24 protein-coding genes are annotated in these 26,954 nt (G+C 73.3%); 7 read left to right on the top strand and 17 right to left on the bottom strand.

The window, feature by feature from the left end:
* Positions 1-30 precede the first annotated feature (30 nt).
* Positions 31-2,136, top strand: a complete 2,106-nt coding sequence (locus tag IO20_RS0109470) for a heavy metal translocating P-type ATPase (protein WP_051874498.1) — start codon at positions 31-33, stop codon at positions 2,134-2,136.
* Here the strand turns inward: IO20_RS0109470 and IO20_RS0109465 are convergent.
* The 3 genes from IO20_RS0109465 to IO20_RS0109455 form a co-directional block, all read right to left on the bottom strand.
* The gene (locus IO20_RS0109465) at positions 2,058-3,017 is read right to left on the bottom strand and encodes a LysR family transcriptional regulator (RefSeq protein WP_030550753.1); all 960 of its coding nucleotides are present in this window, start codon (positions 3,015-3,017) and stop codon (positions 2,058-2,060) included. The two genes, IO20_RS0109470 and IO20_RS0109465, sit on opposite strands and share 79 nt — an antisense overlap.
* A 148-nt stretch (positions 3,018-3,165) precedes the next feature.
* Positions 3,166-3,861 carry a type 1 glutamine amidotransferase domain-containing protein gene (locus IO20_RS0109460; RefSeq protein WP_030550751.1) on the bottom strand — a complete coding sequence of 232 codons (696 nt, stop codon included), beginning with the start codon at positions 3,859-3,861 and terminating at the stop codon, positions 3,166-3,168.
* Positions 3,862-4,079: 218 nt separating this feature from the next.
* Complete coding sequence (locus IO20_RS0109455; protein WP_037635029.1) at positions 4,080-5,054, bottom strand: GlxA family transcriptional regulator; 975 nt, start codon at positions 5,052-5,054, stop codon at positions 4,080-4,082.
* A gap of 132 nt (positions 5,055-5,186) precedes the next feature.
* On the opposite strand from IO20_RS0109455, the gene IO20_RS0109450 reads away from it, so the two are divergent.
* Together IO20_RS0109450 and IO20_RS38375 are read left to right on the top strand one after the other, a co-directional pair.
* Positions 5,187-6,149 (top strand): NADP-dependent oxidoreductase, encoded by a 963-nt coding sequence (locus tag IO20_RS0109450; protein WP_245684907.1) that lies wholly within the window; start codon positions 5,187-5,189, stop codon positions 6,147-6,149.
* 240 nt (positions 6,150-6,389) lie between these two features.
* Entirely contained in the window at positions 6,390-6,689 is a 300-nt protein-coding gene (locus IO20_RS38375; protein ID WP_078946017.1) for a DUF1876 domain-containing protein, read from the top strand.
* On the opposite strand, the gene IO20_RS0109445 is transcribed toward IO20_RS38375, so the two are convergent.
* Positions 6,592-7,326 carry a CBS domain-containing protein gene (locus tag IO20_RS0109445; RefSeq protein WP_245684906.1) on the bottom strand — a complete coding sequence of 245 codons (735 nt, stop codon included), beginning with the start codon at positions 7,324-7,326 and terminating at the stop codon, positions 6,592-6,594. The two genes, IO20_RS38375 and IO20_RS0109445, sit on opposite strands and share 98 nt — an antisense overlap.
* A gap of 176 nt (positions 7,327-7,502) precedes the next feature.
* On the opposite strand from IO20_RS0109445, the gene IO20_RS0109440 reads away from it, so the two are divergent.
* Complete coding sequence (locus IO20_RS0109440; protein WP_037635027.1) at positions 7,503-8,783, top strand: YncE family protein; 1,281 nt, start codon at positions 7,503-7,505, stop codon at positions 8,781-8,783.
* 81 nt (positions 8,784-8,864) lie between these two features.
* On the opposite strand, the gene IO20_RS0109435 is transcribed toward IO20_RS0109440, so the two are convergent.
* From IO20_RS0109435 to IO20_RS0109410, 6 genes are all read right to left on the bottom strand, one after another.
* The gene (locus IO20_RS0109435) at positions 8,865-10,928 is read right to left on the bottom strand and encodes a galactose-binding domain-containing protein (RefSeq protein WP_030550741.1); all 2,064 of its coding nucleotides are present in this window, start codon (positions 10,926-10,928) and stop codon (positions 8,865-8,867) included.
* Positions 10,929-11,098: 170 nt separating this feature from the next.
* Entirely contained in the window at positions 11,099-11,692 is a 594-nt protein-coding gene (locus IO20_RS0109430) for a TetR/AcrR family transcriptional regulator (RefSeq protein ID WP_030550739.1), read from the bottom strand.
* A gap of 66 nt (positions 11,693-11,758) precedes the next feature.
* A complete protein-coding gene (locus IO20_RS0109425) occupies positions 11,759-12,472 on the bottom strand; it encodes a hypothetical protein (protein ID WP_030550737.1) in 714 nt (237 codons plus the stop codon).
* A gap of 92 nt (positions 12,473-12,564) precedes the next feature.
* Entirely contained in the window at positions 12,565-13,131 is a 567-nt protein-coding gene (locus IO20_RS0109420) for a 3'-5' exonuclease (protein WP_030550735.1), read from the bottom strand.
* A 51-nt stretch (positions 13,132-13,182) separates the two neighbouring features.
* Positions 13,183-13,848: a GntR family transcriptional regulator gene (locus IO20_RS0109415; protein WP_030550733.1), complete on the bottom strand. Its 666-nt coding sequence runs from the start codon at positions 13,846-13,848 to the stop codon at positions 13,183-13,185.
* 67 nt (positions 13,849-13,915) lie between these two features.
* Positions 13,916-15,160, bottom strand: coding sequence for a CaiB/BaiF CoA transferase family protein (locus tag IO20_RS0109410; protein WP_211270355.1), 1,245 nt, complete (start codon positions 15,158-15,160; stop codon positions 13,916-13,918).
* Positions 15,161-15,298: 138 nt separating this feature from the next.
* Between IO20_RS0109410 and IO20_RS0109405 the strand changes: the two genes are divergently transcribed.
* The gene (locus tag IO20_RS0109405) at positions 15,299-16,483 is read left to right on the top strand and encodes an acyl-CoA dehydrogenase family protein (RefSeq protein ID WP_030550729.1); all 1,185 of its coding nucleotides are present in this window, start codon (positions 15,299-15,301) and stop codon (positions 16,481-16,483) included.
* A 40-nt stretch (positions 16,484-16,523) separates the two neighbouring features.
* Here the strand turns inward: IO20_RS0109405 and IO20_RS0109400 are convergent, their stop codons facing one another.
* Positions 16,524-17,027 (bottom strand): FBP domain-containing protein, encoded by a 504-nt coding sequence (locus tag IO20_RS0109400; RefSeq protein ID WP_030550727.1) that lies wholly within the window; start codon positions 17,025-17,027, stop codon positions 16,524-16,526.
* A gap of 65 nt (positions 17,028-17,092) precedes the next feature.
* Positions 17,093-18,562: a MocR-like transcription factor YczR gene (yczR, locus tag IO20_RS0109395; RefSeq protein ID WP_030550725.1), complete on the bottom strand. Its 1,470-nt coding sequence runs from the start codon at positions 18,560-18,562 to the stop codon at positions 17,093-17,095.
* 97 nt (positions 18,563-18,659) lie between these two features.
* Between yczR and IO20_RS0109390 the strand changes: the two genes are divergently transcribed.
* Positions 18,660-18,851, top strand: a complete 192-nt coding sequence (locus IO20_RS0109390; RefSeq protein WP_157850756.1) for a hypothetical protein — start codon at positions 18,660-18,662, stop codon at positions 18,849-18,851.
* Between the two features lie 138 nt (positions 18,852-18,989).
* On the opposite strand, the gene IO20_RS0109385 is transcribed toward IO20_RS0109390, so the two are convergent.
* Together IO20_RS0109385 and IO20_RS40230 are read right to left on the bottom strand one after the other, a co-directional pair.
* Entirely contained in the window at positions 18,990-19,478 is a 489-nt protein-coding gene (locus IO20_RS0109385; RefSeq protein WP_342668744.1) for an ABC transporter substrate-binding protein, read from the bottom strand.
* A complete protein-coding gene (locus IO20_RS40230; RefSeq protein WP_425423706.1) occupies positions 19,436-20,917 on the bottom strand; it encodes a DUF6777 domain-containing protein in 1,482 nt (493 codons plus the stop codon). Before IO20_RS40230 ends, IO20_RS0109385 begins: the two co-directional genes overlap by 43 nt.
* Before the next feature lie 126 nt (positions 20,918-21,043).
* On the opposite strand from IO20_RS40230, the gene IO20_RS0109370 reads away from it, so the two are divergent.
* Complete coding sequence (locus IO20_RS0109370) at positions 21,044-22,417, top strand: streptophobe family protein (protein ID WP_030550716.1); 1,374 nt, start codon at positions 21,044-21,046, stop codon at positions 22,415-22,417.
* A 69-nt stretch (positions 22,418-22,486) separates the two neighbouring features.
* On the opposite strand, the gene IO20_RS0109365 is transcribed toward IO20_RS0109370, so the two are convergent.
* From IO20_RS0109365 to IO20_RS0109355, 3 genes are read right to left on the bottom strand one after another with little or no spacing between them, the layout of a single operon-like run.
* The gene (locus IO20_RS0109365; protein WP_030550714.1) at positions 22,487-23,482 is read right to left on the bottom strand and encodes a serine/threonine-protein kinase; all 996 of its coding nucleotides are present in this window, start codon (positions 23,480-23,482) and stop codon (positions 22,487-22,489) included.
* A complete protein-coding gene (locus tag IO20_RS0109360) occupies positions 23,482-24,213 on the bottom strand; it encodes a hypothetical protein (protein WP_030550712.1) in 732 nt (243 codons plus the stop codon). Before IO20_RS0109360 ends, IO20_RS0109365 begins: the two co-directional genes overlap by 1 nt.
* 4 nt (positions 24,214-24,217) lie before the next feature.
* A complete protein-coding gene (locus IO20_RS0109355) occupies positions 24,218-26,851 on the bottom strand; it encodes an FHA domain-containing protein (protein WP_030550710.1) in 2,634 nt (877 codons plus the stop codon).
* Between the last annotated feature and the right edge of the window lie 103 nt (positions 26,852-26,954).

Here is a 26,954-nt window from a genome sequence, read left to right as displayed (position 1 = left end):
GACTCCTCCCCGTGAAGGACTCCCTCTGTCATGGCCTCCACACTGACCAAGCCCGCCCCGGCCTCCGCCGGCACGGCGCCCGCGCGGCGCCGCACCCGCGTGCTGGCGCTCCCCGAGGCCCGCTGGGCCCTGGCCGCCCTGGTGCTGTTCCTGATCGGCCTCCCCCTGGACCTCCTCGGTGCCCCGGCGTGGGCATGGGGCCCGCTGTTCGCCGCCACCTACCTCACCGGCGGATGGGAACCGGCGTGGGAGGGCCTGAAGGCCCTCAAGGACAAGACCCTGGACGTCGATCTGCTGATGGTCGTCGCCGCCCTCGGTGCCGCGTCCATCGGGCAGGTCCTCGACGGGGCACTCCTCATCGTCATCTTCGCGACCTCCGGCGCCCTGGAGGCGCTCGCCACCGCCCGTACCGCCGACTCCGTCCGCGGACTGCTCGACCTCGCCCCGACCACGGCCACCCGGCTCCTCGGCGACGGCACCGAGGAGATCGTGCCGACCGGGGACCTCGTCGTCGGGGACGTCATCGTCATCCGCCCCGGCGAGCGGGTCGGTGCCGACGGCCGTGTCACGGAGGGGGCGAGCGAGGTCGACCAGGCCACCATCACCGGCGAACCCCTGCCCGTCGTCAAGGAGGCCGGCGACGAGGTCTTCGCCGGCACCCTCAACGGCACCGGCGCGCTGCGCGTCGTGGTCGAGCGGGACGCCTCCGACTCGGTGATCGCCCGGATCGTACGGATGGTGGAGGAGGCCTCCGAGACCAAGGCCCCCACCCAGCTGTTCATCGAGAAGGTCGAACAGCGGTACTCGCTCGGCATGGTCGCGGCCACCCTGGCCGTCTTCCTCGTCCCCCTGGCGTTCGGCGCGGAGCTGACCTCCGCCCTGCTGCGCGCGATGACCTTCATGATCGTCGCCTCGCCGTGCGCCGTGGTCCTGGCCACCATGCCGCCGCTGCTCTCCGCCCTCGCGAACGCCGGCCGACACGGCGTACTCGTGAAGTCCGCCGTGGTGATGGAGCGGCTCGGACAGGTCGACGTCGTGGCCATGGACAAGACCGGCACGCTGACCGAGGGCACCCCGCGCGTCACGGCCGTCCGCGTCCTGGGCGCACCGAGTTCCCCTCAGCGCGAGCGCGAGCGCGAGCACGAGCGCGAGCCCTACGAGAGCGGTGCCGCCCAGGACCGGCTGCTCGCCCTCGCGGCCGCCGCCGAGCATCCCAGCGAGCACCCGCTCGCCCGCGCGATCGTCCAGGCCGCCCACGCCCGCGGTCAACAGCTCGTGCCCGCACAGGACTTCGGCTCCACACCCGGCCTCGGCGTCACCGCCACCGTCGGCGGCGACCTGGTCGAGGTCGGCGCGCCCGCCCGGCTCCTGCAGGGGGCCGAAGACGCGTCCTCCGCCCGCGCCGCCGCCGTGGCGGGCGACCTCGAGGCCGACGGGCACACGGCCGTACTGGTCAGGGTGAACGGCGTACCGGCCGGTGTCCTCGGCATCGCCGACCGGCTGCGCCCGGACGCCGCCGCGACCGTCGCCGCCCTCACCGGACTGACCGGCACCCCGCCGATGCTCCTCACCGGCGACAACCCGCGCGCAGCCGCCCGCCTGGCCGCCGGCGTCGGCATCACCGACGTCCGCGCCGGACTCCTGCCCCAGGACAAGGTCGCCGCCGTCCAGGACCAGGAGAAGGCCGGACGCAGGGTCCTGGTGATCGGCGACGGCGTCAACGACGCGCCCGCCCTGGCCGCCGCCCACACCGGCATCGCCATGGGACGCGCCGGCTCCGACCTGGCCCTGGAGACCGCGGACGCGGTGATCGTCCGCGACGAACTCGCCACCGTCCCCACGGTCGTCGCGCTCTCCCGCCGCGCCCGCGGGCTCGTCGTGCAGAACCTCGTCATCGCGGGCGTGTTCATCACCGCCCTGGTGCTCTGGGACCTCCTGGGCACCCTGCCGCTACCCCTCGGCGTCCTCGGCCACGAGGGCTCCACGGTCCTCGTCGGACTCAACGGCCTGCGCCTGCTCCGCGAGGGCGCCTGGCGGCGCGCCGCCGCCGACGCGGATCACCAGGCGCGGCCCGCCTCGACCAGCGCGTCGCGGACGCGCGCGACATCGGAACCGGTCGCCCGTCCCGGGCGCTGAACGAGGTAGGCGGTGTTGATGGGCGGATCGTCCGGACGGTGGAGGGCGACAAGGGCGCCGGAGGACAGTTCGGCCTCGCAGAGGTAGCGCGGCAGGACGGTGAAGCCGGCTCCCGCGACCACCGCCGCCAGGACGCCGCGCAGGTCGGGCACGGTCACGGCGGCGGAGCGGGACAGCCGGGCACCGAAGACGTGCCGCCAGTAGCGGCGGGCGATCGGCAGATCCTCCGCGTACGTGACCAGCGGGACGCCGTGCAGCGCGGCCGGCCACTCCTCGGCAGGCCGCGCCCCGAGGAGCTCGGCCCACGCGGGTGCGGCGACCAGCGCGAACTCCTCGTCCATCAGCGGTACGGCCGTCAGGGCCCGCCCGCGCGGCCGGTAGGTCGCGATCACCAGGTCATGGCGCCCCGCGCGCAGTTCGTCGAGGAGCGGCTCGGTCAGGCCCGGAGTGACGCGGAGCCGTACTCCTTCCGCCGCCAGCGGGGCCAGAGCCGGGAGGACGCGGGTACAGAGCAGTTCGGCGGGGCCCGCCAGGTGGACGGGGGCGGCCCGCTCGTGCGCCGCGCCGTCATCACCGGCCGCGGCGGCGAGCGCGTCGAGCGGTGCGGCGACGCGGGCCGCGAGGTCGTGGGCGACCGGGGTCGGGGCGACGCCGCGCGGTAGGCGCTCGAACAGCTCCCGACCCGTCTGCCGCTCCAGGGCCCGGATCTGGGTGGTCACGGTGGGCTGCGAGAGCCCCAGGAGTCCGGCGGCGGCCGTGAACGAGCCGGAGCGGTACACCGCGAGGAAGGTACGCAGCAGATTCAGGTCCGCCACGGGCGCCGTCGCCGGCTGTGGTCGCGTACCGCCGCCGACCGGCCCATCGGAATCCGTATGCCTCACCTCGCAAGACTACGGCTTTCCTGATGGCGTGGACGTGGACCTGGACGTGGACCTGGACCTGGACCTGGACCTGGACGGTGACCGGTCGGCGAGGCGGCCCGGCTGTCCGGTTGCCCGTACGGCAGTCGTACGGGCAACCGCGAGAGCCTCAGCGCAGGGTCTTGAGGACCTCGGCGGCGAGCGGGGCGGACGAGGCGGGGTTCTGGCCGGTGATGAGGTTGCGGTCGACGACGACGTTCGGCGCCCACGGCTCGCCCACCTGGACGTCGACGCCGGCCTCGACGAGACGGCTCTCCAGGAGCCACTTCGCCTTGTCGGCGAAACCGGACTGGGTCTCCTCGTCGTTGGTGAAGGCGGCGACGCGGTAGCCGGCGAAGGCGTTCACGCCGTCGGCGTCCGTGGCGGCGAGAAGAGCGGCCGGGCCGTGGCAGACGACCGCCAGCGGCCTGCCGGAGCGCAGCGCCTCGGTCAGCAGCCTGCCCGAGGTCGCGTCGACGGCGAGGTCCTCCATGGGGCCGTGGCCGCCCGGGTAGAAGACGGCCGCGTAGTCGGTGAGGTCCACGTCGTCGAGACGGACCGGCCGCTGGAGCGCGATGAACGAGCCGAGCGCGGTGGCGACCTTGTCGGCGCCCTCCTGACCGCCGTTGACCTCCGGGGCGAGGCTGCTCTTGTCGACGGTGGGCACGACACCACCGGGGGTGGCGACGACGACCTCGTACCCGGCGGCGGTGAACGCCTCGTACGGGGCGACGGCCTCCTCGGCCCAGAAGCCGGTCGGGTGCTTCGTACCGTCGGCCAGGGTCCAGTGGTCGGCGCCGGTCATCACGAAAAGGATCTTGGGCATGTGGGTTCTCCCAGGAGGTACGGGCCAGGGCCTGGCCCGAAGCGAGGTCGTCGCGCACCCGGCGTCCCGGTCCGAGACCGTCGGTGTGGCGATGTCCTCGAACGTAGCCCCGATCCGGAGGCCTTTCCAATGAGGAATCCAATGGCTGCCATGGGAAGTCCGATGGGTTCCGGGGAATATCCGGGGACCGGGCGCACGCCTCCCGCCTGCGGAAAGACTCAGTCGTCGGTCGCCAAGGCCGCCGCCCCCGCCCTGCCGCGGAAGGTACGCCGATAGGCGAGCGGAGTGACCCCGATGGAGGCATGGAGGTGCTGGCGCAGCGAGGTCCCGGTGGCGAAGCCGACCTCTCCCGCGATGTCGTCCACCGGGAGGTCGGTGGATTCGAGCAGCTGCCGGGCGCGGGCCACCCGCTGCTGGATCAGCCACCGCCCCGGGCTCATGCCGACCTCCTCGTTGAACCGGCGGGCGAACGTCCGCAGGCTCATCCGGGCGTGATCGGCCAGCTCGCTCAGGGCGAGCGGTTCCCGCAGGTTCTCCAGCGCCCACTGGCGGGTCGCCGAGGTCCCGCTCGCCGTCGTCTCGGGCACGGGCCGCTCGATGTACTGGGCCTGGCCGCCGTCCCGCCACGGCGGTACGACGCACATCCGCGCCACCTGGTTCGCGACGGCGGCGCCGTGGTCCTTCCGTACGAGATGCAGGCAGACGTCCACCCCCGAACCGGCGCCCGCGGACGTCAGGACGTCGCCGTCGTCGACGAAGAGCACGTCCGGGTCGAGCGCCACCTTCGGGAACCACGAGCGGAAGACCTCCGCGAGCGCCCAGTGGGTCGTGGCGGGCCGCCCGTCCAGCAGCCCCGCGGAGGCGAGGAGGAACGCCCCGGTGCAGATGGACACGAGCCGCGCCCCCGCCGGCACGGAGGCCAGCGCCTCGGCGAACCCCGGCGGCAGTTCGCGGGAGATGAGCGAGGTGTCGAACGGCGGCAGCAGCACCGTGTCGGCCGTACGCAGCACGTCCGGCCCGTGCGCGACCGTCACCGAGAAGTCGGCGTTGGTCCGGACGGGCAGGCCGTCCACCGAACACGTGAGGACCTCGTAGCGCCCGCCCGCCGACCCGAAGACCCGGCTCGGGATGCCGAGTTCGAAGGGATACACCCCGTCCAGGGCGAGGACGACGACACGATGGGCATCTCCCATGGCACTGACCCTTTCCGTGACGGCCGACGATCTCGCGGGCGGCGCGAAGCCGATCCACCCGCTGGCACGATCTCGTCGAAAGATGGCAATCATGCCATGGTCCGTGCCCGCCTGGAAGGCGAGGCTGAACGCATGACCAACCACGCCACCATGCGCGCCATCAGCCAGAACACCCACGGCACCCCCGAGGTGCTGACGGAGGTCACGCTGCCCCGGCCCGTGCCGGGTCCGAGCCAGATCCTCGTCGCCGTCCACGCGGCCGGCGTCAACCCGACCGACTGGAAGCACCGCTCCGCCGGCCTGTTCCTCGACCGTCTGCCGCTCGTCCTCGGCTGGGACGTCTCCGGCGTCGTCGAGGCCGTCGGCTTCGGGGTGACCGTGTTCAAGCCGGGCGACGAGGTCTTCGGGATGCTGCCCTACCCGAACGGCGTCGGCTCCCACGCCGAGTACGTGACCGGGCCCGCCCGCGCCTTCGCGCACAAGCCCGCCGACATCGACCACGTCCAGGCCGGCGCCCTGCCGCTCGCCGCCCTCACCGCGTACCAGGCGATCGTCGACATCGCCGCGGTCGGTCCCGGTCAGCGCGTCCTCGTCCACGCCGCCGCCGGCGGAGTCGGCCACGTCGCCGTCCAGATCGCCAAGGCCCGCGGCGCGTACGTCATCGGCACCGCGAGCGCCCCCAAGCACGACTTCGTCCGTTCCCTCGGCGCGGACGAAGTCGTCGACTACCGCTCGGTCGACTTCGCCGAGGTGGTCCACGACGTCGACATGGTCCTGGACACGCTCTCCGGCGACACCCGCGTCCGGTCGCTCGACGTCCTGCGCCCCGGCGGAACCCTCGTCTCCCTGCTGCCGGGCACCGACCCGGACGAGGCGGCGAAGGCCGCCGCCCGGGGCGTGCGCGTGGAGACCCACCTCGTGGAGGCCGACCACGCGGGCATGAACGCCGTCGCGGACCTCGTGCGGTCGGGCGCGCTGCGCGCCCACGTCGAGGCGGTCTTCCCGCTGGCCGACGCGGCCAAGGCACACGCCCACGGTGAGACCGGGCGCACCACGGGCAAGATCGTCCTCGTCGTGAACGGCGACTCGGCGTGACCCGTCGGGACTCGGTCCGACCGTCGGGAAGACCCGGGTGACCGAGCGCGCCGGGGACGCCCACGGGCGGGCCCCGGCGGACGGGCTCGGCCCGGGGACGCCCACGAGGCGCCGGCGGACCGGATCGGCGGCACGAAGCCCGACTCCCCGTGCGTCCACGCCCCGGCCGGTGGATCCTGGAGATATCGGAGAAGGGGCCGCGCCCCGGTCCGCGTGGCCCTGTGTGCGAGGAGGCGGACCATGACGCGCACCCTGGAATGGACGGTCGGCGTCGAACTGGTCGAGGAGAGCGGCAGGACCAGTGCCGAAGCGCGGCTCAGCACCGGCACCTCGACCCTCACGGGCCACGGATCCGCCCGGTGCAACCCGGCGGACGTGGACGTGCCGGCGATCGGTGACGAGCTCGCCGCGAGCCGGGCGATGAAGGACCTGGCCGGAAAGCTCATGCGCGAGGCCAACCGGGAGATGGAGGCGGTGGGCGCGGGGACCGTACCCCAGCACACCGGGCCCGGATACGGCTGGCCGGAGGCGGTCTCCTGACGGGACCGCCACGCGCGGCGGGCGGGGGCGTCGCTTCCCCGCCCGGTGGCCCGGGCTCGTACGTCAGCCGGTCCTCGACCTCCACCACCCCGTCCACCGTCTCGCACAGCCGGACCAGGATCGGTCCGAGCCCCACGCGGTCGAGGGTGCCGCTGAGCGTGACCCGGCCCTCGTCGACGTCGATGTGCACGGCGGCGGGGGAGAGGCGCAGGATGCGGACGACCACGTCCTCGCGGATCTCCTCCTGGATCGAGCGGTCCCTGCGCAGGAACAGCTGAAGCAGATCGCTCCGGCTGAGCACTCCGATCAGCCGCCCGTCCGCGTCCACCACCGGCAGCCGCTTCACCCGGTGCCGTTCCATCAGCCGGGCCGCCTCGACGGCCGTCCACGAGGGCCGGGCCGTCACGACGGGGCTCGACATCATGGCCTCCGCGGTGCTCGGCCCGTCCTTCTCCGTGTGGCGCCGCAGCAGGTCCGCCTCGGAGACCACTCCCACCGGCCGGTTCTCCTCGTCGACCACGGGGACGGCGGTGATGCCGTACTCGTCGAGGAGCCGCGCGATCTCCTTGAACGACGTCCCGGGCTGCACCGCCACCGCGGTGGGCGTCATCAGGTCGGCGACACTGCGGTGCCTCATCGTCGGTTCCGTCCCTTCGGGGTTCCGGATCCCATGATCTCCCACGGGGTGGCCGAGCGGGACGAGGGCGAGAAGAGCGAGGCGTGAGAAGGGCTTGCAAGAATTGACATGTACATGGTTACTTCGGGTAAGCCGCCACTCCGCGCCGCCCCTGCCAGCCGGAAGAAGGACCCCGCATGCCCCCTTCCCGTACGTCCAGCACCCGCCGGCTTCGTACCCGGCACCTCGCCACCGCCGTCGCGGTCGCCCTCGCCTTCGTCGCCACCGCCGGTGGTACCGGCTCCGCCGCCCCCGAGGGGCCGGCGTCGGCGGAGCTGCGCGAGGCGATGTTCGTCGGCAACAACTGGGACGGAACGGCCGACGTCATCGCCTCCCGGGGCGACTTCCACCGCATCGGCCGCCTGAACGTGATCCCCGACAAGGAGGAACGCCTCCGGGAGATCTATCTGAACCCCGTCAAACTCGCCTTCTTCCTCGGCGTCCGCAGCGGGCCGGGGGAGGGGCACGACCAGTTCGTCGACGACATGTACGCGACCCCCGACGGCTCCGCCATGGTCGTCTCCCGCCCCAGCTTCGCCGACGTCGTCTCCCTCGACCTGCGTACGGGACGCGTCAACTGGCGCTTCCCCGTGGCTGGTTACCGCGCCGACCACATGGCCGTCTCGCCCGACGGCACCCGGGTCGCGGTCTCCGCCTCCACGGCGAACACGGTCCACGTCCTCGACATCGCCACCGGCCGCCAGCTCGGCTCCTTCAAGACGGGCGACAAGCCGCACGAGAACGTCTTCACCTCCGACGGACTCCTGTGGAACATGTCCATCGGCGAGGTCACCACCGCCCTCGACGCCCCCTGGCTCGACTGGACCAAGGGCGACCGCCGCATCACCGTCGTCGACGCCCGCACCTTCGAGACCGTCCGTGTCATCGACATGCGGGAACGCCTCGACGCCTTCGGGCGCGGCGACCTCTCCGACGCCGTGCGGCCGCTGGTCTTCAGCCCGGACGAGAAGAAGCTCTACTTCCAGGTCTCCTTCCACAACGGCCTCCTGGAGTACGACGTCGCCACCGACCGGATCACCCGGGCCAAGGCCCTCCCCGGCAACCCGGCGACCGACCCCGACCGCACCACCTGGGTCAACGACTCGCGCCATCACGGCCTCTCGATCAGCCCCGACGGCACCAAGCTCTGCGTCGCGGGAACGATGGACGACTACGTCACGGTCGTCGACCGCGCCACGCTCCAGGAGGGCCCACTGGTCGAGGCCTCCAAGCCGTACTGGGCGACCGTGAGCGGCGACGGACGGTCCTGCGTGGTCTCCGAGAGCGGCACCGACCGGGTGACCGCGATCGACTTCGCCACCGGCCGGCGCGTGGCCTCCGTGGACGTCGGCGACCATCCCCAGCGCGTACGGCTCGCCCGGATCCCCGCCGACTGGACGGGAGTGGAGGGGGGCTGAGCCGAGGGAGCGGGGCCGGACGGATCGCCCGTCGATCCGTCCGGCCCCGCACCCGTTCAGCTTCCGGAGGCCTCGGGCCCCTCAGGCCCTGTGGACCGCGAGCTCGTGGAGCGAGTAGCCCCACTGGGTCGCCCGCCGCTCGCCGTGCATCCGGACGTACCGGGCCGACGTCGACGCGAACTCCGCCGTGTCGTACCCGCCGTCCCCGGCGTCCGTGGACCACACCGTCCGCCAGTCCGTGCCGTTCTCCGACACCTCGATCCGGTACTGGCGCGCGTACGCGCGCTCCCAGTCGAGGGTGACCCGGCCGACCCGGCGTACGGCCCCGAGATCCACGCCCAGCCACTGGCCGTCCGACCAGTCACTGGCCCAGCGGGTGCCCACGTCGCCGTCGACAGCCCGTCCTGGGGCGTAGCTCGTGAAGGGGTGCCACTCCGAGGAACTGGCCGAAGCGGGCGCGCCGTCAGCAAGGTTGACACCCGGCTCGTGCTTCTCGGTCGCCCCCCACGTGGTCAGGTACGACTCCGCGCCGCCGGCCAGCTCGTCCACGACGCCCTGGCCGCCGCTGAGCCTGATCTGCTCGATCCAGTCCGGCACCATGCCGTTGTGCGCGGCGCCGTCGGTGTTGAGGTCCCAGGTGCGCTCGCCCGTCACCTGGCGGTCGATCACCGCACCGCCGTCGAAGCTGCGGAAGGGGTACTTCACCGCGTTCGGCGCGTCGGCGCCGACCGGCCCCGGCCAGCCGCCGACCCCGTTCATGTCGGTGCCGTAGCCGAGGCCGACCCCGTACTTGTGGCGAAGATCCGCCTTCTGCGCGGCCTCCCCGATGAAGCCCTCCGCGCCGTGCATGTACTGGGCGACGAAGCCGCCCAGGCGGTAGAGCCGCTCGGTCCAGTCCAGGTCCATCCAGCTGTGGGTGGAGAGGACGCCCGGGTACTCCTCGGACTCCAGGATGTCGAGCGCCCGCCCGGCCGCCTTGACGCTCATGTGGTCGAGCTCCAGCATCATGCCGCGGTCGATCATGCCCCGCAGCGCGTGCTCGCCCAGCCGGCTCAGGCCGCGGGTGTTGCACTGCGCGTCTGCGGCGTACGAGGGGACGCTCACCCCGGCCGGCAGCTTGGCGGCCATCACCGGGGCGGCCGCGAGCCCGATCGGGTTGTCGCGCTGCGGGCCCGCGCACTTCTCCGTGGCCCAGAAGGTGCCCGTCGACAGGAACTGGCCGATGTTGACCGCCGTCCCGATGGCCCCCGAGTCGAAGCGGACCCCGCACAGCGCGTTGTCGAACTTGTGGCACAGGAACATGCTGCGCACCCCGAGCCCGTACAGCTCGTCGAGGCCGCGGTCGATGTCCTCCTTGCCGCACTGGGCGACGTCGAGGATCTGTTTGCAGCCGAACGGCTCCGAGGTCTCCACGCCCAGGACGACCGCGAGCTTGCCCTGCTCGACCACCGAGCGCGCCTGCGCGGCGGAGGTGACGATGCGGAACCAGCCCTTGCCCGGGCCGCCGTACATCCCGTCGACGTAGTCCTGGAGCTCGTACGTCTTACGGGCCTGGAGGCGGATGGACGTCATCTCGTCGCAGCTCCGGTCCCGGGGCAGGATCGAGCAGATCAGGCCGTTCGTCACCAGGTCGTTGACGAGCACCCGCTGCCCGCCGCGCCAGGCCCGCTCCACCCACGCGTAGTAGTTCTGCTGGTGGGTCAGGGAGTTGTGGGCCGGCCAGTCCTTGAACGTCGGCCAACCCACCGGGTCGTGATGGCCGTCGGCGCCGCCGGTGATGTTCTCGAACAGCGCGCCCGAACCGTCCGGGTAGTGCTCGGGACAGTCCTTGAGCGCCTCGGGGGCCCCGCCCGCGGAGAACGTCCGGCCGCAGATGAGCCGGCCGCCGAACCCCTCGTTGGACATCAGATGGTTGTGCGCGTCGACGAAGCCGCGCACCTTGCCCTGCGCGTCCGTTCCGGTGAACGGCGCGCCCGTGACGTTGATCCGCGAGTCGGGCGCGGGCCGTGACGTGGGCTCCCACCAGCCGCCGTCGGCGCCGGCCGCGGGGACGGGACCGGAGCCGAAGAGGACGGCGGCGAGGGCGAGGAACAGCGCCAGGAGGGCGGATCTGCCGCCGGTCCCGCGCGAATGGGGTCGAGTCATGGTCAGCGATGCCTCCGGTCGGTGGGGGTGTACCGGGCGCCCCGAGGATCGCGGTGTCGGTGCAGTGAGTCAAGAGTCCGGGACAGATGACCTGTTGACGGACGCGAGGCGCCGACCGCCCCGCCCCCTTCGTCAGGGGTACGGGTCGGCCGGGGAGTCGCGGCCTTCGCTCACCCGTCGATCAGCAGCACCAGCTGATCAGCCGTCAGATCGAGCTGCCCGGCCGCCGCCTCCGCGTCGCCGAGGACCAGGAACTGGAGCGTGAGACCGTCGATCGCCGCCGCCAGGTACCGCGCGATCGTCTCCACCGGCACCTTCGGCTCGAATCCCCGCATCACCCGGACCTGCTCGACCAGGGCGCCCGCCGACACCACGTACTGCTCGTACTGGGCGCGCGCCAGATGTTCGAACCCGGGCTCCCGCAGGGCGTACTGGGTGAGGTCGTAGGTCAGCATGTGCTCGCCGGGGTGGGCCGTGACGTGGTCCCAGTACGTCTGGAGCGCCCCCCGCACGGTCTCCCGCAGCGTGGCACCCGGCTCGACCGCCGACATCACCCGTGCCACGTAGTTGTCGGTGATCGTCTCGATCGCGGCCTCCAGGAGGGCCTGCTTGGAGTCGAAGCAGTAATGGAACACGCTCAGCGAGACACCCGCCTCGGCGCAGATCGACCGCGTGGTGGTTCGGGCGACACCGTCCCTGGTCATCGCCCTGATCGCCGCCTCGACCAGCTGCCTGCGTCGTTGGGCCGACGGCATCCGTCCCATGGTTCCTCCTCGCGTCCGGCGCAAGGGTAGGCGAATCCGCGCGCGGGCACGGATGCCGGGACGACGTCAGGGGGTGTACGGGGCGTCGCTGTGCCGCAGTTCGGTCATGGCGGGCTCCATGACCCGGTAGACGGCGGTGCGCCGGATCGTCACGACGGCGGCCGGCTCGGCGTCCCCGCGGGTCAGATGGACGACGGTCACCTGCCGCGCGGCGGGCGAGGAGGCGTCGATCGACACCACGGGTGTGCGGTCGCCGAGCGACGCGGCGGCCGCCGGCACGGGGGCCCCGGCCTCGTTGCGCCAGGTGACGAGGCCGTAGAAGCGGCCCGTACCGCCCGTGGTGACCTTGATGGCGGCCACGGCATCGGCCGCCGGGTCACCCGTCACGTCCCCGATGCCGCACTGCGGCTGGAGCTCGATCACCACACCGTCCCCCTCCCACCGGCCGTCGGTGAAGGCGATGGCCCCCTCGGGGGCGTCGGGCAGCCGCAGGGACGGGCCCTGCAACGGGGCGTTCCGCAGCTGGTCACAGGTGAGGGCGTCCGCCGGGGAGTCCTTTCCGGGCTTCTCCGGCTTCTTCGACTCGCTGGGCGACGGCTTGACCGGCTTCTTCGACGGGGCCGACGACGGCGGCTTCTTCGAGGAGGCCCCCGGCTTCCCGGGCGCCGAGCCCTCTCCTCCGCCTCCCGTGTCCTGGCATCCCACGGCCACCGACGCCAGGGCGAGGGCGGCGACCAGCAGCTTGGCGCGTGCGGTCCGTCTTCCGGGCTTGTTCTCCACCGCGGGTCCCCCTTGTGCGTTCCGCCGCCCGCTCACCGGCCGGCAGGGTCGAAGACGCGCCATTCCGGCGGGCGGTTCCGGACACCTCGCGGTCACTCCGACGGCGTGGGCCAGGCGCCGCGGCCCGCGAGTCGCAGGACCAGGGCCGCGATGTTCCAGGCGTCGTCCTCCCCGCGGTGGTGCCGGCCCTCCAGCGGCAGCCCTGCGAACTCCAGGGCCCGCGCCATTCCCGGACGCTTGGGAAGCCCGTAAGCCTCGGTGAAGACCGCCTTGGCGTTGGTGTGGTGCCGGCCGAAGGGGTACGGCGTGCCGGTGGCCCGGCACTGGCGGGTGAACTGGTTCCGGTCGTAGTCGCCCCAGCTCGCCCACGGGCGCCTTCCGGCCCCGTACGTGGTGGCGAGCAGCCGGCAGGCGTCGGCGAAGTCCAGACCGGTGTCGACCTCCGCCTGGGTGAGCCCGGTCAGTTCGGTGCAGAAGGGGCTGACCCGCGAGCGGGCGGGCCTGACCAGGATCCCGTGCCGCGAGACCCGCTCGCCCGCGTCCAGGTCCACGACCGTCAACCCGATCTCGATGATCTCGCTGACGGCGCCGGGCGGAGGCCGGCCCTCCCAGCAGGTCGCCTCGACGTCCACGATGTTGAAAAGTCCCCCGTGATGCATGGGGAGGAGCCTAGGACCGTGTCCGCGCCGTCCGCATCCGATTTCGGCGGCTCAGCCCAGGTCCAGGACCCGGCGCAGCGCCGCCACCGCGTGGGCGCGGTGCTCGTCGAGCCACCGGATCGCGGCCTCCTCGTCACCGTGGCGGAGCGCGGAGATGACGGCGCGGTGCTCGCGCACCGCCTGCTTCCGGTGCGGGTCCTCGGTGTAGTAGAGCGAGCGGTACGCGTCGGTGGAGTCCCACAGGGTCCCGATGAGGCGGACCAGGCGCGGCATGCCCGACGCCTCGATCAGGGTGAAGTGGAAGAGCCGGTTCGCCGCCGCCATCCCCGGTACGTCGCCCTCGTCCGCGGCCCGCTCCACCTCGCGCTGGATGCGCTCCAGGGTGGCCACCGTGCCGTCCGGCATCCGCGCGACGGCCATGCGCACGGCCTCCGTCTCCAGGAGTTCCCGGATCCGGTAGATCTCCTCCAGGTCGTCGAGCGAGAGCTCCGCCACGAAGTAGCCCCGGTGGATGTGATGGACGACCAGCCCCTCGGCCTCCAGGGACTTCAGGGCCTCGCGCAGCGGCACCCGGCTCACCTCGAACCGGGCGGCGAGGGCGTCCTGACGGATCTGACCGCCGGGCCTGAGCTCCCCGCTGGTGATGGCGCGCCGCAGCTCCTCCAGGACGAACTGCTGGGCGGTCTGCGGCCGCCTCTTCTGCACCGCGCTGCTCATCGCCTGTGACCTTCCGTTCCCTCACCTGGCTCACCCGCGCATCGCCGCGCGGGTGCCGACCATCTTCCTATGCGCGGTCGTTCGCCGCCGAGCGCCCGTGGACGGCCGGTCCCAGTTCCGCGAGCAGGTCCTCCGTGTGCTCGCCGAGCCGCGGGGGAGCGGTGCGATAGGCGGGCGGGGTGGCGTCGAGCCGGATCGGGTGGGCCACCTGCCCGGGGCCGGCCGCGGACTCCGGGACCCGGGGGGCGAGCCCGAGCCGGTCGGCCAGGTCGAAGGCCGCGGCCAGGTCGTTGATGGGCCCGCACGGCACACCGACCGCGGTGAGCTCCTCGAACCAGCTGTCGGCGGTCCGGGCGGCGAGCGGTCCCGCGAGCGCCGCGACCAGCTCGTCGCGGTGGGCGACCCGGGCCGTGTTGGTGACGAAGCGCGGGTCGTCGGCGAGGCCCGGCCGGCCGAGCCGCTCGCACAGGGCCCGGAACTGCCGGTCGTTGCCCACGGCGAGGACCAGCGGCCTGTCCTGGGCCTCGAACACCTCGTACGGGGCGATGCTCGGGTGCCGGTTGCCCATCGCGCGCGGGACGACCCCGGCGCCGAGGTGGGCGGAGGCCTGGTTGGTGAGCGCCGAGAGGAGGGAGCCGAGCAAGGAGACCTCGACCCGCTGCCCCTCGCCGGTGCGCTCGCGGTGCCGGAGGGCGGCGAGGATGCCGAGTCCCGCGTGCAGGCCCGTGATCACGTCGACCAGGGCGACCCCGGCCTTCGTCCCCTGACCGCCCGGCTCGCCCGTCACGCTCATCAGGCCGCCCATGGCCTGGACGAGGAGGTCGTAACCGGGCAGACGGGCGCCCTCCGCGGTGCCGAAGCCGGTCACCGAGCAGTAGACGAGCCCCGGGTTGGCCGCCCGGACGTCCTCGTACGCGAGGCCGAGCTTCTCCATCGTGCCGGGGCGGAAGTTCTCCACCAGGACGTCGGCGCGGTGCACGATCGCGCGCGCCGCCGCCAGGTCCCCTGGGTCGGTGAGGTCGAGGGCGACGGAGCGCTTGTTCCGGTTCACCCCGAGGAAGTAGGTGGCCTCGCCGGCGGCGAACGGCGGGCCCCACGCGCGCGTGTCGTCGCCCGAGCCGGGCCGCTCGATCTTGATCACGTCGGCGCCCAGGTCGGCGAGGAGCATCGTCATGTACGGCCCGGCGAGCACCCGGCCGAAGTCGGCGACGACGATTCCGGACAGGGCGCCTCCGGACAGAGGGCCTCCGGACAGGGCGCCGCCCTCCGGGGTCGCCGGAGCCTCAGGGGTGCCCGGCTGGTCTGCGCGCATTCCGCTCTCCCTCACTGGCGATCGGATCCAGTCGTCGGACCGTACGGTTCGGACATCGGATTTTCAATACTGGATCCAATATCCGATCTACGGCTACGCTGCGGTCGCCGAGTTGCCACAGCCGCCAGGAGGCCGTCCGTGAAGTCGTCGCCGTCCACCCCCCTCCACCCCTTCGAGCTTCTCGCCATCGACGGGCTGCTCACCGACGAGGAACGCCAGATCCGCGACACCGTGCGCGCCGTCGCCGACCGCGAGCTGCGCCCGCACGTCGCCGGCTGGTTCGAGAAGGGCGAGATCCCCGCCCGCGAACTCGCCCGCACCCTCGGCGGCGTCGGCGTCCTGGGCATGCACCTGGAGGGCTATGGCTGCGCGGGGACCAACTCCGTCGCGTACGGCCTCGCCTGTCTGGAGCTGGAGGCCGTCGACTCGGGCCTGCGCTCGCTCGTCTCCGTACAGGGCTCCCTCGCCATGTACGCGATCTGGAAGTACGGCTCCGAGGAGCAGAAGCAGCGCTGGCTGCCGAAGATGGCGGCGGGCGAGTACATCGGCTGCTTCGGTCTCACCGAGCCCGACGCCGGCTCGGACCCGGGCGCGATGCGCACCAACGCCAAGCGCGACGGCTCCGACTGGATCCTCAACGGCACCAAGATGTGGATCACCAACGGCTCCGTGGCCGACGTGGCCGTCGTCTGGGCCCGTACCGAGGACGGCGTGCGCGGGTTCCTCGTCCCGGCCGGCACCCCCGGCTTCAGCGCACCCGAGATCAAGATGAAGCTGTCCCTGCGGGCGAGCGTCACCAGCGAACTCGTCCTGGAGGACGTGCGCCTCCCGGCCGACGCGGTGCTGCCGGACGCCCGCGGCCTCTCGGGCCCGCTCGGCTGCCTCAACGAGGCCCGCTTCGGCATCGTCTTCGGCGCGCTCGGCGCCGCCCGCGACTGCCTGGAGACGGCGATCTCGTACGCCCGCGACCGGATCGTCTTCGCCCGGTCCCTCGCCTCGTACCAGCTGACGCAGCAGAAGCTCGCCGACATGTCCGTGGAGCTCGGCAAGGGCATGCTGCTCGCCCTGCACCTGGGGCGGCTCAAGGACGCGGGCGCGCTCACCGCCGAGCAGGTCAGCGTGGGCAAGCTGAACAACGTGCGCGAGGCCATCGCCATCGCCCGCGAGTGCCGCACCATCCTCGGCGCCAACGGCATCACGCTGGAGTACCCGGTGCTGCGCCACGCCAACAACCTGGAGTCGGTGCTCACCTACGAGGGGACGAGCGAGGTCCACTCCCTGGTCATCGGCAAGGCGCTCACCGGCGAACAGGCCTTCCGCTGAGCGGAGGCCGCACGCGCGCGGGCCGTGGCCGCGCGGTTCCTCAGCCGGCCGTCACCCGGTCGACGAAGGCGTCCAGGTTGCCCGTCAGGCGGGCGACCTGCTCGTCGAGCGTGAGGGACTCCTCATGGCGCCGGGAGCGCAGCTTCGGCTGCCGCCGGTCCCGGACGTACAGGGAGCAGGCCAGGTCGGCGCAGAGGTAGATCCCGACCGTGTTCCCCTCGCGGCCCCGGGTCCCGGCGAGGGGTGCGACGAGGAGCGTGACGCCCGAGGAGGCGTGTCCGGTCAGACAGACCTGGCACATGCTCGACTTCACGGCGCTGGTCCGCCCGGAGGCCGGCACGCGCAGGCTCACGCCGACCGGACCGTCCGCCCGGGGGACGACCAGGTGCGCGCGGAGCGGCGCGCCCGGGTCGACCCAGCCGAGGAAGTCCAGGTCCTCCCAGGGGAGTTCCGAGAAGTCGAGCGGCAGCTTGAGGCGTGCCGCCTCGCCCTTGGTGCAGTTCACGAAGGACGAGCGGATCTGTTTGTCGGTCAGTGGTTCCACTCGGTGGACCGTACACGTACCTCGGTCGCCAGGCATCCCGTTTAACGCCGCACACGGTGGCCGTCTCAGGCCACCCAGTCCGGCAGTGCCGGGTCCGTGAAGCGGCCCGGCGCGCCGTCGAGAGCCGCCGCGAGGCGCTCCGCCGCCGGTTCGTAGACGTCCTCGGGCAGGGTGTACGGGAGGCGCAGCCGGTGTTCGTGGGTGCCCGGGTCCACGCCGAACCGCGCGCCACCTTCCACCCGCACCCCGTGCCGCAGGGCGCGGGCCGCGAGGGCGGAGGCGCCCGGGCGGCCCAGGTCGATCCAGAGGCACATCCCTCCGGGCGGCATCGTCCAGCGCCACTCGGGCAGGTGTCGGGCCAGGGCCGAGGCCAGCGCGTCCCGGCGCAGCCGCAGTTCCTCGATCCGCCGCGGCAGGACGACGTCGAGGCGGTCCATCAGGGCGACGGCCACCAGCTGGTCCAGTACGGAACCGGACAGGTCGGCGGTGATCCGGACCCGGGCGAGCTCGGTCACGACCCGGGAGGCGGCCCGTACCCAGCCGACCCGCAGCCCGCCCCAGCAGCTCTTGCTCAGCGAGCCGACGGAGACGATCTGCTCGCTGTCGCCGCCGGCGGCCGCCGCCGCGAACGGGAGGGGCGCGGGCACGTCCAGGGCGATGTCCGTCAGCGTCTCGTCCACCACGAGCCAGGTGCCGGTGGCCCGCGCCGCCCGTGCGATGTCACGGCGCTGCTCCTGCGGCATGAGGCGGCCGGTGGGGTTGTGGAAGTCCGGGATCAGATAGGCCAGGCGCGGCGCGGTCTGGCGGAGCGCCGCGTCGACGAGCCCGGTGTCCCAGCCGGCCTCGGTGACGGGGACCGGGGTGACGCGCAGCATGCGGTTCCGCATCGCGTCGAGGGCGTTGGTGTACGAGGGGTTCTCGGCGAGCACCCGGTCCCCGGGCCTGCCGAGCAGGGTGAGCACCAGCGAAACCGCCTGCTGCGCGCCCGTGGTGACGAGGATCTGCTCCGGGAGCGTCGGCACGCCGCGGGCGGTGTAGCGCGCGGCGACGGCGGCGCGCAGCGCGGGCAGCCCGTAGGGGTGGTAGCCCTGCGAGCCCGCGTAGCGGGGGAGTTCCGCGGCGGCCGACGCGAGCGCGGCGGCGAGCTCCTCCGCCGGTGCCTGCGGCGCGGCGAGGGCGAGGTCGATGGTCGCCCCGTCGTCGTCGTGGAAGGCGCCGAGGGCGGTCGGAGCCTGGCCTTCCGGGAGCGCCGTCCAGGTGCCCGAGCCACGCCGGCTGTGCGCGTAACCGCTCTCCCGCAGCAGGTCGTACGCCCCGGTGACCGTCGTCCGGCTGACGGCGAGCACCGTGGCGAGCTCCCGTTCGGCCGGCAGCCGCATCCGCAGCGCCACCCGGCCGTCGAGCAGGGCCTCCCGTACGGCCCGGGCCAGCTCGCGGTAGCCGAACCGGCCTTCGGGCGGCGGGGTGAGGAGCGTCGCCAGCTGGCGGCCCGTCAGGGTCCGGTCCGCTGTGTGGACCACACGTGCCACTGCCATGCCAATGACTCCTTATTGGCTCTGCTGTCCAGGCCAATAAGGTTACAGACTCCTCTTCAGTGGCCTGGTTGGCAGCCTTCCAGGGGAGAGGAGACGCATGATGTCCGGACACTTCACCGACCGTGACGAGCGGAGGTGGCAGCGGCGGGCGGAGGAGCCGGTGGCCCGGCCCCTGCCGATCGGCACCTGGCTGCGACGCCTGCGCACGGCGACGACGGCGACCGATCCGGCGAGCGATCCGTTCCGTACCCCCGCTCCCGCCCACCCCCGTCCCGCCGAACAGACGTGACCGGCGCGCGGGCCGGCTCGTCGGCCGGGACGGTCGACCGGCTGGTCGTCGGGACCGGATCCCCGGCCTCTCGGAACGCCCGTACCCCCGCACCTGGCCGAAGGGGATCGACCGGGTCGGGGGTACGGGCGGACGAGGTCAGGCCTTGGCCGGGTCGACCTTGAAGATGCGGGCCATGTCGTCGAGGATCATGTGCGCGCCCTGGAGGGAGACGGCGGTCATCCAGACCTCGTCCTTGACCTCGTGGACGTTGCCGTTCTCGACGGCCTTGAGGCGCTTCCAGAGCGGGTTGGCCAGGAACTTGGTCCTGCGCTCCTCACCGCCCGAGAACGTGGTGTAGAAGATCACGTCGGCGTCGGCCTGGGCGATCTGCTCCTCGCTGATCTCGATGTTGAACTCCTCTCCGACCATCTCGTCGCGATGCGCGACGGACGGGTGGTCGCCGCGGGGCCGCCCGGCGAGATCGTCACGCCCGCACTCGTCCAGGAGGTCTTCGACCTGCCGGCCACCGTCATCACCTGCCCGGTGGCCGGTACGCCCCTCGTCATCCCCGAAGGGGGCCGCAGGCCGCGCGTCCCACGTCCTCAGACCACGGACTGACGGTCGGGCGTGGCGGACCGTGCCCACGGCGCGCCTCCGGGACCGGGGGCCGGGACGGAGGAGGAGCCCGAGGCCGTCCCGGAATCCGCCGGGGGTGACAGCGAGGAGACGGTCGCGGGCGAGCTGACCGACGCCGAGCCGTCCGTGCCGTCCGTGCTGTCCGTCACCGGCGCGGACTCCGGAGCCGACGACTCGGTCGCCGGCGAGGAGCCGGGCGGGGACGTGTCGGTCGACGGGGACGTGTCCGGAGGGGACGTGGGCGGCGAGGACGTCGGCGACGACGTCGACGCCGAGGGGGAGAGGGTCACGGGACACGGCGACGGCGTGATCCCGTTGATCGGCGCCGGGGTCTCCGTGCCCGTCACCGTCACGCACGGCACCGGCGACGAGGGGGAGACGGAAGGGGACGTCGAGGTGGAAGGCGACGTCGAGGGCGACCGGGTCGGCGGCGGGGGAGGCGGCGGGGTCGGCTTGTCGTGCCGCCCGGTGTCGCCGTGCTTCCGCGCGAACCAGCTGTCGTCCCGGGGGTCGTACACCACGAAGACGTTCACGACCGTCACCGCGGGCGCCACCACGACCACCTGGGAGGTGTTGTAGCCCTGCCAGGGCGTCCCCATGGTCCGCGGCTCCTTCTGCGGCACAGGATCGGTCAGGGGATTGCCGCAGGCGCAGCGCACCCGGGGCACTCCCCGGCCGTCGACCATGACCGCCGTACCGGCCTGGAGCACCGCCTGGTAGGTGGTGGCGGAGCCGTCCCGGAAGCCGTGGTTCGTCACCCGGGTGTCGGCCCGGAGCTGGAGCGGGGTCAGGGAGCGGAGGTAGCGCGGCACATCACCGGCGGAGATGCCCATGACCGAGGCGAACGCCGCGTTCTTCGAGGGCTCCGCGGAGAGGTAGCGCACCTGCTGCTCCACATCGCAGCTGGCCGCGTTCTGCGTCCCGCCGTAGAGACCGGGCGTCGACCCCGAGACCTCGGTGGCGGCCGACGCGGTACGGGGTGGCAGCGAGGCCGGCGGGGCGGACGCGGCGCCGGCGCGGGCCGTCGACCGGGTGAACGGGTCGGGCCCCGACGCGGCGGCGTTCTGAAGGAAGACCTCGCCACCACCGGAGCCGGTCGAGCCGCCCCCGCCGGGGCTGTTCGTGAGGACGACGGCCAGGGCCGCGGCCGCCACCGCGACCGCGGTGACCGAGGCGACCTTCGGGACGGAACGCCACCAGGGGCCCTTGCCGGCACCGCCGTTCCCGGGAGCGCCCGAACCGCCGCCCGCGGGGCCGCCGCCTCCGGGACCACCGCCTCCGCCGGACGAGCCGCCACCGCCCGAGCCGCCCCCCGAACCACCGGTGGGCGGTCCGGGCGGAGGTGGGGGTCCGGCGGTACCGGGGCGTGTGCTCGGGCCCGAGAGGGGGCCGGAGGGGGGACCTGCGGGAGGAACCGACGGGGGGCCGGACGGCGGGTGGGAAGTCACTTTTTTCCCTTTCTTCCGTTCCGGGCCCATTGTGTGCGCCGGACGGTGCCCTCACGCAAGCGGAGGCCACCGTCCGCGCACGGACAGCCGTCAGGCGTACTGCGGCAGACCGCCCCCCGTACTAGCGTGGGCAGCGTGAGCAGTCGGCTCCCCACCTCGACGCGGCCCGCCGCGACCTCCACCGGGCTCCTCGCCCGCATCGGCCTCCAGGCCCTGGCGGCCGTGGTCGCCGGGTACCTCGCGATGGGCCTCATGGCCGGCCTCGGCCTCTGGGCCGCGGGCGCGGCCGACCTCCCCGGCGGTTTCGCCGCCGTCCTCGCGGCGGTCGTCGTCATGGCCGCGGGCGGCAAGGTCGAGCTCTCCGGCGACGCCGGAGCCCTCGCCGGAACCCAGGCGGAACTGACCGCCATGCCCCTCACCGTCACCCTGGTGGGCGCACTGGTCACCGGCTTCTGTTTCCTGTTCCCGCTGCGCCACCACGCCGTGACCGGCACCCGCGAACTCCTGCTGCGCGCCGCGAGCACCGTCGTGCTCTGGCTGGCGGCCCTCGCGGGCCTCTCCGCCCTGGCCCGGCACGACTTCCCGATCACCCTGGGCGGCGGCGAACGGGAGGGATCGTCCCTCGAAGACCTCTTCGGCGAGCTGCTCGACGCCGTGAACCCCACCGTCGGATTCCGCACCGATCTCGGACCCACCCTGTTCTACGGCCTCCTGTGGATCCTCGGCGTCCTTCTCATCGCGCTGCTGGTCTCCCGCAGGACCCCGCTGCCGCCCCGCCTGGTCCGCTACCAGGAACCCGTCCGCCCGGCGGCCCACGCGATGCTCCTCCTGGTGCTCGCGTACGTGGCCGTGGGCCTGGTCATCGGCCTGGTCGTGGCGGCGACCAAGGGGCACGCCGCCGAGACGCTCGCCGTCGTGCTGCTGGGTCTGCCCAACGTCGCCTGGCTCGCCCTCGGCGTGGGCATCGGCGGCTCCTGGGAGGGCCGCGTCGAGGGGCCGTTCGGGCTGCCCATGCCGCAGGTCCTCGACGCCGTCCTGCGGCAGGGCGGCGGCACGGGCGACACCCCCGACCTCTCGACGATCGACCTGGGTTCCCTCGCCGCGCAGGACGCAAGGGCCTGGTGGCTGCTGCCCGTCGCCGCCGTCCTGGTCCTCGCCGTCGCCTTCGTCGCGGCGGTCCGGTCGCCGGCCAGGATCCGGCTCTGGCAGCACGCCGTGCACCTGGGGGTGGCGTTCGCGCTGACGATGCTGGTCGTCGCCCCCGTCACCCTGGTCGAGGCCCGCTTCGGCCTCTCGATCCTGGGCATCGGCGACCTCGACTCGCTCGGCGGCGAGGTCGTCCTGCGCCCGCACATCTGGAAGACGGCCGGCTTCGCCCTCCTCTGGGGCCTGTTCTTCGGCTTCCTCGGCGGACTCCTCGCCTCCCGCGTGCGCCGGAGGGGTGAGGTCGACGCGGTCGACGCACCACCGCGACCGCCTTCGCCGCCGCCCGGCGCGTAGACCCGGGTCCGGTCGTCGGAGGGTCCGGTCCGAGCAGGACGCCCGGCGCCGCCTGTCACAGCGCGCCCGTCACAGCGCGCGGAACACCGGCCGCGCCCACGCGGGCGGATCAGGCGGCGGGCCGAGCGGCTCGGGCGCCTTCGCCACCACGGGCCCGGTGCCGGCGTCGCCCGTGGCCAGGGCGGTACGCAGTGCGGCGACGAACTCCAGGCAGGTGTCGTACCGCTCGTCGGGCGTCTTCGCCAGCGCCTTCGCGAACACCGTGTCCGCCGCCTCCGGCAGCCCCGGCCGCGCCTCGGACAGCGGGGGCGGCGGATCGTACTGCTGCGCCCACAGCACCGCCCAGTCGGTGTCACGACGGAACGGCGGCGCCCCCACCAGGGTCTCGAACACCACGCACGCCAGGCTGTACACGTCGCAGCGGCCGTCCACCGGCTTCCCGGAGATCTGCTCCGGCGCCACGTAGTCGAGGGTGCCGACGAACTCGCCCACCGTGGTGAAGCCGGTGAGCGACAGCGACTTCTTCGTAAGACCGAAGTCCGTGAGGTACACGTGCTCCGGGTGGTCGCGGTCGGTGCCCTCGGCGACCAGGATGTTGCCGGGCTTCACGTCCCGGTGCACCAGGTCGTGCGCGTGCGCGGCGTCCAGGGCCGACGCGATCTGTACGGCGATCCGCCCCGCCTTCACGGGCGGCAGCGGCCCCTCGCGGTCGAGCAGGGCCACCAGGTCCTGCCCCGCCACGTACCGCATGGCGATGTACAGCACGCCCTCCGTCTCGCCCGCCTCGAACACCGGCACGATGTGGGGGTGGTCGATCGAGGCGGCGACCCGCGACTCGTGCGCGAAACGCTTGCGGAAGGTGTCGTTGCGGGCCAGTTCGGGGGCGAGCAGCTTGAGCGCCACCGTCCTGTCGAGCCGCAGGTCCCGCGCCCGGTACACGACCGCCATGCCGCCGCGGCCGATCTCGCCCTCCACTCGGTAGCCCGCGATCTCCTTGCCGAGGAGGCCCGAGGGACGCCCCGCGGGGAGGTCGGCGTCGGCGCCGTCGAGCGGCCCGCCGGCCATCAGTCCTCACCGGCCTCGTCGGGGGGCCGCTCCACGATCTGCGTGGGCGGCGGCCCGGTGGTGGGCGGGTCGCCGATCAGCACCACCTGGGTCGGCTCGTGCACGGGGGCGGGTGGTCCGACGGGTTCCCCGGACGGCGCGGCCACGACGGTGGGCGAGGGTGCCGGCGAAGGAGAGGGCGTCGGGGAGGGGGACGGGGAGGGCCCCGGGCCCGTGGCCCCGGCGCGCGAGGGCACGGCGGAAGCGGCGTACGTACTCAGTCCCACGCCGTCGCAGTACACCCAGCGCTCGTGCTCCGCGTCGTACAGCCACACCGACTCGCCGTCGACGACCATGCCCACCCGCAGGCCACGGGTCCGCAGCCGGAAGCCCTCGCCGTCGAGGCGGCCCGCCCCCAGCTCCTCGGCGGCGCGCCGGTAACGGCCGAGGGCGTCCTCGGCGCGGGAGATCAGCGGGCGGGGATCGGCCGTCCTGGTGAGCGGCCCGCCCGCCGCCGGCGGGTCGTCAGGGACGGCGACCAGGAGCCGGGCGTCGACCCACGCCCCCCAGCCGTTGGAGCACAGGATCCGTCCCCAGTCGCCGGCCCGCTCCTCGAGGCGTACCGGAAGGAACGCGTCGAGCGGCACGGTCGGCAGCGCCGGGTCCGGCGCCTCCCAGGCGGCGAGACCGGCACGCGGTACGACGTGGGTGGGCCGGAAGTCCGGCACGTACTGGGGTACGGGGACGCTCACGGGCCTACCTCCGCATGACGACCGGCTCGTGGCGGCGCAGCAGCCGGGCCACGAGCAGACCGAGGACGAGACAGAGCAGCACCATCATGCCCATGTCGAAAAGCCAGGCCTCCGCCGTGTGCCGCATCAGCGGATCCGTCGTCTTGTCGCTCGGCGCGACCTTCCCGATGTCGATCGTCGCGCCCATCGCCGCGAACGCCCAGCGGGACGGCACCAGCCAGGCCAGCTGTTCCAGGACCGGGGTGCCGCGCACGGTCAGGAGCGCCCCGCAGAACACCACCTGCACGATGGCGAGGAGGACGAGCAGCGGCATCGTCACCTCCTCCTTGCGGACGAGCGCGGAGACGAGGAGACCGAGCATCATCGCGGTGAAGGAGAGCAGCGCCACGGCGAGCGTGATCTCCACCAGCGGTGGAAGCAGCACGCCCTTGCCGCCGGGCACGTTCAGCGGCACGCCGATCAGGGCCACCAGGGTCAGGACGACCGCCTGCACCACCGTGATGACGCCGAGGACGACGACCTTGGAGGCGAGGTACGCGGAGCGGGACAGGCCCACGGCTCTCTCGCGCCGGTAGATCGTGCGTTCCTTGACCAGCTCGCGCACCGCGTTCGCCGCGCCCGTGAGGACTCCGCCCACACAGAGGATGAGCAGGACGTTCAGGGTCGACTCGGGGTTGAGGCTGCCCTCGGACAGGGCCCGGGCCATCGCCCCCATCACGAAAGGCAACGCGATCATGATGGCGAGGAAGGTGCGGTCGGCGGAGAGCGCCGCCGCGTACCGCCGGACGAGGGTGCGCAGCTGGGAACCCCAGCTCTGCGCCTTCGGGGGCGGGGCCGGCTCCGGCGGCGGGGCGGCCCCGAGGACGGGCACGTTCGGGCGGGCCGTCGCGTCCGTGATGTACCGGCGGTGGAAGCGGGAGGTTCCGAACTGGCCGGCCCAGTCGCGGTCCCGGTCGTTCTCGAAGGCCTCGAATGCCTCGGGCCACTGCGCGAAACCGAAGAAGCCGAGGGCGTCCGCGGGCGGCCCGTAGTAGGCGACCCGGCCGCCCGGCGCGAGTACGAGCAGCCGGTCGCACACGTCCAGGCTGAGGACGCTGTGCGTGACCACGACGACGGTCCGCCCGTCGTCCGCGAGCCCGCGCAGCATGTGCATCACCGAGCGGTCCATGCCCGGGTCGAGACCGGATGTCGGCTCGTCGAGGAAGAGGAGCGACGGCTTGGTGAGGAGTTCGAGGGCGACGCTCACCCGCTTGCGCTGGCCGCCGGAGAGACTGTGGATCGGCTGCTGCGCGCGCTCCACGAGCCCCAGCTCGCGGATCACCTCGTCCACCCGGGCCCGCCGCTCGGCCGGCACGGTGTCCTCGGGGAAGCGCAGCTCCGCGGCGTAGCCGAGGGCTCTGCGCACGGTGAGCTGGAGGTGCAGGATGTCGTCCTGCGGGACGAGCCCGATGCGCTGGCGCAGCTCGGCGTAGTCGCGGTACAGGTCCCGGCCGTCGTAGAGCACGGTGCCCCGGTCGGCGGGGCGCTGGCCGGTCAGCGCGCCGAGGAGCGTCGACTTCCCGGCGCCGGACGGCCCGACGACCGCGAGCAGGCACTTCTCGCCCACCGGGAAGGACACCTCGTCGAGGAGCGTGCGGCGTCCCTTGTCGACGGTGACGGCGAGCTGCTGGACGTCGAGGGAGACCTCGCCGGTGTCGGTGAACTCGACGAGCTGCCCGCCGATCAGGCAGAACGCGCAGCGGCCGATCCCGACGATGTCGTCCGGCGTCACGCGGGCGTCGACGACGGGGGCGCCGTTGAGGAAGGTGCCGTTGTGACTGCCGAGGTCATGGATCCAGTACGTACCGTCGGGATGGGCCCGCAGCTCGGCGTGGCGCCGGGAGACGACGAGGTCGGAGACGACGACGTCGTTCTCGGGAGCACGGCCGATCTTGATGCTGTGCGCGGGCAGCGGCCGCACGGAGGTCGGCTGCCGGAAGGTACCGGTGGCGGCGGGGTGCGAGACGGAGGGCGGCCGGGGCGGCGGGGACCCACTCGGGGGCGGCGGCGACGGCTCCGGTACGTCCAGGGGTTCCGGTACGTGCACGGGTTCCGGTACGTCCGGGGGTTCCGGTAGGTGCACGGGCTCCGGTACGTGCGGGGGTTCCGGCACGACAACGGGCCCGGGTCCGTCCACGGGGGCGGACACGCCCGCTGAGAGCGGCGCCTGAGGCGCGGCCGGAGCCTCCGGCACGTCCGGCGCGATCAATGGGTCCGCCCGGTCCGCCTGGTCAGCCCGGTCGGCTCGGTCCGCTCGGTCGGCTCGCTCCGTCCGGCTCACCGACGAGAACACCGCGCGCGGCCCGTCCTCGGGATGCCCGAACCGCACGACCGTCCCCGGGCCCACCTCGCGCCGGCCCGCCACGCGCACGCCGTCCGCGAAGGTGCCGTTCGTGCTGCCCTCGTCCGCCAGCGTCCAGCGGCCCCCGGCGGCGGTGAGCACCGCGTGGTGCCAGGACGCCCGCGCGTCCGCGAGCACGAAGTCCCCGGTCGGGTCCCGCCCGACGCGGTAGACGCGGGTCGGATCCATGAGCGTCACGTCCCCGTCGATCTCGAGGACCAGTTCAGGCGCCGCGGGCGCGACGGGTCGCTCTCCCATGTCGTGAATTTTATCCGCCGGTGCTCATCCCTGCCCGGCATGGAGGCGCCGGTAGGGTGGGCGTCCGCCGCAGGACGCGGCACCCGGCGAGAGGCGAGGAGGA

Source organism: Streptomyces exfoliatus (assembly GCF_000725545.1).
Taxonomy (GTDB): Bacteria; Actinomycetota; Actinomycetes; order Streptomycetales; family Streptomycetaceae; genus Streptomyces; species Streptomyces exfoliatus.
Note: the sequence above shows the minus strand (reverse complement) of the source record. Positions and strands in the feature narration are given on the sequence as shown.